The 3,333-nt window shown below is 67.2% G+C and carries 3 protein-coding genes; all 3 read left to right on the top strand.

The window, feature by feature from the left end; genetic code table 11:
* The first annotated feature begins 210 nt into the window (after positions 1 to 210).
* The 3 genes from panB (at position 211) to ACFE8Y_RS21345 (ending at position 3,127) form a co-directional block, all read left to right on the top strand.
* Positions 211 to 1,035, top strand: a complete 825-nt coding sequence (gene panB / locus ACFE8Y_RS21355) for a 3-methyl-2-oxobutanoate hydroxymethyltransferase (RefSeq protein WP_375466371.1) — start codon at positions 211 to 213, stop codon at positions 1,033 to 1,035.
* A 98-nt stretch (positions 1,036 to 1,133) separates the two neighbouring features.
* Positions 1,134 to 1,385, top strand: coding sequence for a hypothetical protein (locus ACFE8Y_RS21350; RefSeq protein ID WP_375466370.1), 252 nt, complete (start codon positions 1,134 to 1,136; stop codon positions 1,383 to 1,385).
* A 506-nt stretch (positions 1,386 to 1,891) separates the two neighbouring features.
* Positions 1,892 to 3,127: an NAD-dependent succinate-semialdehyde dehydrogenase gene (locus tag ACFE8Y_RS21345; protein WP_375466369.1), complete on the top strand. Its 1,236-nt coding sequence runs from the start codon at positions 1,892 to 1,894 to the stop codon at positions 3,125 to 3,127.
* Positions 3,128 to 3,333 lie beyond the last annotated feature (206 nt).

Raw genomic sequence — 3,333 nt, 5'->3', positions numbered from 1 at the left:
GCCCGACCGGATCGGGCACGGCGTGCGTGGACCGGCGGCGGGACAAGGCAGGGTCGGCCTCAACGTCCACCGAGAAATAAAATCGAGCCCTCATCCCTGTCGTCCGTTGTAAGAGGGCGCGGCCGGCGGGTGTCGCTGCGTCGGTCGCCGCTCGCGAACGGACGCGGCACGCCCCTTCCGTGGGCACCGCGGGAACGGAGTTTCGAGGCCATGTCGCAGGTCGTGCAGTCGCGGCGCCTGAGGGCCGTCGATCTTGCCAAGCGCAAGGCGGAAGGGCGCAAGATCATCGCGCTCACCGCCTACCACGCCCACACCGCGAGCATCCTCGACGCCTATTGCGACTTCATCCTGGTCGGGGACTCCCTCGGCATGGTGATGCACGGCATGGAATCGACGCTGCCCGTCACCCTGGAGATGATGATCCTTCAGGCCCAGGCCGTGATCCGCGGGACCGCACGAGCGCTCGTCGTGGTCGACATGCCGTTCGGCTCCTACGAAGCCTCCCGCGAGCAGGCCTTCCTCAGCGCCGCCCGCGTCCTCAAGGAGACCGGCGCCGGGGCGATCAAGCTGGAGGGCGGGGCGCGCTTCGCCGAGACGGTCGCGTTCCTCACGCAGCGCGGCGTGCCGGTGATGGGCCATATCGGCCTGACGCCGCAATCGGTGAACACGATGGGCGGCTTCAAGGTGCAGGGTCGGGGACCCGACGGCGAGCGCGTCCTGATGGAGGATGCCCGCGCGATCAGCGAGGCCGGCGCCTTCGCCATCGTGCTGGAGGGCATCGTCGAGCCGGTGGCGCACGCCATCGCGACCTCGTCGGCGGTGACCGCGCCGACCATCGGCATCGGCGCCTCGGCGGCCTGCGACGGGCAGATCCTGGTGCTAGAGGACATGCTCGGCCTCTCCGAGCGGGCGCCGAAGTTCGTCAAGAGCTTCGGCTCCCTGCGCACGCACATCGAGGAGGCCGTGCGGACCTACGCGGACGAGGTCCGCACCGGCCGCTTCCCGGCGACCGATCACACCTACGCACCGCGCTGAGTGGGATTTCGCGAGTCCTCCGAGTTCCGCCTGCGTAGCAAGTACGGATCGATCGAACTTGGCCGTTCGTGCGTTGTCGTCGGAGGATCGGAGCCCGCATGGACAGCCGCTGCGTCACGCTGAACAACGAGGCCGTCCGGATCGGGTCCGAACGCCTGCTCAGCCATCTCCGCAGCGAGGGCTTGACCTACGATCTCTGGGTCACCGGCACGGCCGCGGGCAGCACCGTCCACATGCGCGTCGCGGACCTGACGGCCGGCCTCGATCTCCGCATCCGCGCGATCCTGGTCGGCACCGCGACCAAGCTCGATCTCTCGGATCGGACCGCCACACTAGGTGCAGACGGCTGATCGATCGAATGCCGAACGGATCGGCAGCGGCAGCCCTCAAACCGCCATCGATCGCGCGCCGCTCCGCGTTGCGCTGAAGGCTTCCACGCCTCGGTCGCCGATCATCATCCTCGACGCGTGCTGAGGCAGCCGCGGCCCTCCCACGGGCATGGAATCGGTGCACCGGGCCTGATATGCCCTATGCACGGCCATATATTGCGTCGCGCAGGCAAGCGATCGGCTTCGACGCCTGCTGCGCGGAGTGCCGCACGGTTCGCGATGGGTGCCCGCTCTGCTTGGCAGGGCGATGACGCGGGAACGGCCGAATGCCCGCACGCCCCTCCGACAGTCCTTCTTCGCGTCGACGCCACGGACGGCCGACGCCGGCCCCCAGCACTCGGCACGGGTCTGCCCACGCCAGGAAAAGGAACTGCCACGTCCGCCTATTCGACGATCAATCCCTTTACCGAAGAGTTGGTGAAGACCTATCCACCGCGCCCTATCGGTCCAAATGGTCGCGGGGCCCGATGGCGAACCGCCTGCGGGTGCTGGCAAAGCTTGCCGACCTGCTCACCGAGCGAAGCGAGGCGTTGGCCGAGGCGATCAGCGTCGAGATGGGCAAGCTGATCCAGCAGAGCCGCAACGAACTGAAGATTTGCGCCGGCATCGCGCGCTACTATGCGGAGAAGGCCCCCGAGTTCCTGAAGCCCGTGCCCTACCAGACCAAGTTGGGCGAGGCTTGGGTCGAGCATCACCCCATCGGCGTGCTGGTGGCGGTCGAGCCCTGGAACTTCCCGTTCTACCAGCTCGTGCGCGTCGTCGCCCCGGCGATCGCGGTCGGCAATCCGATCCTGCTCAAGCAAGCCGAGATCGTGCCGCATTGCGCCGAACTGTTCGAGGCGCCGGTCCGCGAGGCGGGGGCGCCGGACGGGGCCTGCACGAACCTCTACATCTCGAACGCGCAGGTCTCCGACCTGATCGGCGACGACCGCATCCAGGGTGTGGCGCTGACGGGTTCGGAACGGGCCGGCAGCGCAGTCGCCTCGCGCGCGTCGGAGAAATTGAAGAAGTCGACGCTGGAACTCGGCGGCAACGACGTCTTCATCGTCCTCGACGATGCCGACGTGGAGAAGGCCGCCGAGGTCGGCGCCCGGGCGCGTCTCGCCAATGCCGGGCACGTATGCACGGCCGCCAAGCGCTTCCTGCTGCAGGAATCGATCGCCGACCGCTTCCTCGCCGCCTTCTCCGCTCGGATGAAGGGTGTGATCCTGGGCAATCCCCTCGATCCGTCGACGACGCTCGGACCGCTGTCGTCGAAGGGCGCGCGCGACCGTCTGGAGAGCCAAGTCGAGGCGGTGGTCGCCAAGAGTGCGACGCTGCTCTTCGGCAAGGCGGCCAACCGGCAGGGGTACTTCTACGAGCCTACGATCCTGACCGGGATCGCCCGCGACAATCCCGCCTTCTACGAGGAACTCTTCGGGCCGGTCGCGCAGATCTACGTCGTGGGCTCCGACGACGAGATCGTGGAACTCGCCAACGACTCGCATTTCGGCCTCGGGGGTTCGATCTTCGCCGGCGACATCGAGCGCGCCAAGTCGCTCGCCTCGCGGATCGAGACCGGCATGGTCTACATCAACACCGCCACCGGCTCGATGCCGGAGCTGCCGTTCGGCGACATCAAGAACTCCGGCTTCGGACAGCAACTCGGCGACCTCGGCATCAAGGAGTTCGTCAACAGGAAACTGATCGTCGTTGCAGGCTGACTCGGACCCGACACCGATAGACCTGCGCATCGGCCCGCGTTCGGTTACGGAATTGCTGGCTGTCTCCGGGGACAGTTGGCAATGATCTTGACCACGTCGTCGCCCAGCGCGGGATCCGTCGGCTGGAAGGCACATCGAGCCCAGGATTTCCCTGAGCTCAGAGGGTGCCGAATTCTGGACATCGGCGACATGCCGTTCGTTCTGTG

The sequence above is a fragment of the uncultured Methylobacterium sp. genome, assembly GCF_964242245.1.
Taxonomy (GTDB): domain Bacteria; phylum Pseudomonadota; class Alphaproteobacteria; order Rhizobiales; family Beijerinckiaceae; genus Methylobacterium.
This window is presented reverse-complemented; position numbering and strand designations above follow the sequence as displayed.

What these genes read in the sequence shown, in the direction of transcription:
- panB (WP_375466371.1), top strand. Translation starts at nt 211, where the DNA reads ATGTCGCAGGTCGTGCAGTCGCGGCGCCTGAGGGCCGTCGATCTTGCC.
- ACFE8Y_RS21345 (WP_375466369.1), top strand. Translation starts at nt 1,892, where the DNA reads ATGGCGAACCGCCTGCGGGTGCTGGCAAAGCTTGCCGACCTGCTCACC.
- ACFE8Y_RS21350 (WP_375466370.1), top strand. Translation starts at nt 1,134, where the DNA reads ATGGACAGCCGCTGCGTCACGCTGAACAACGAGGCCGTCCGGATCGGG.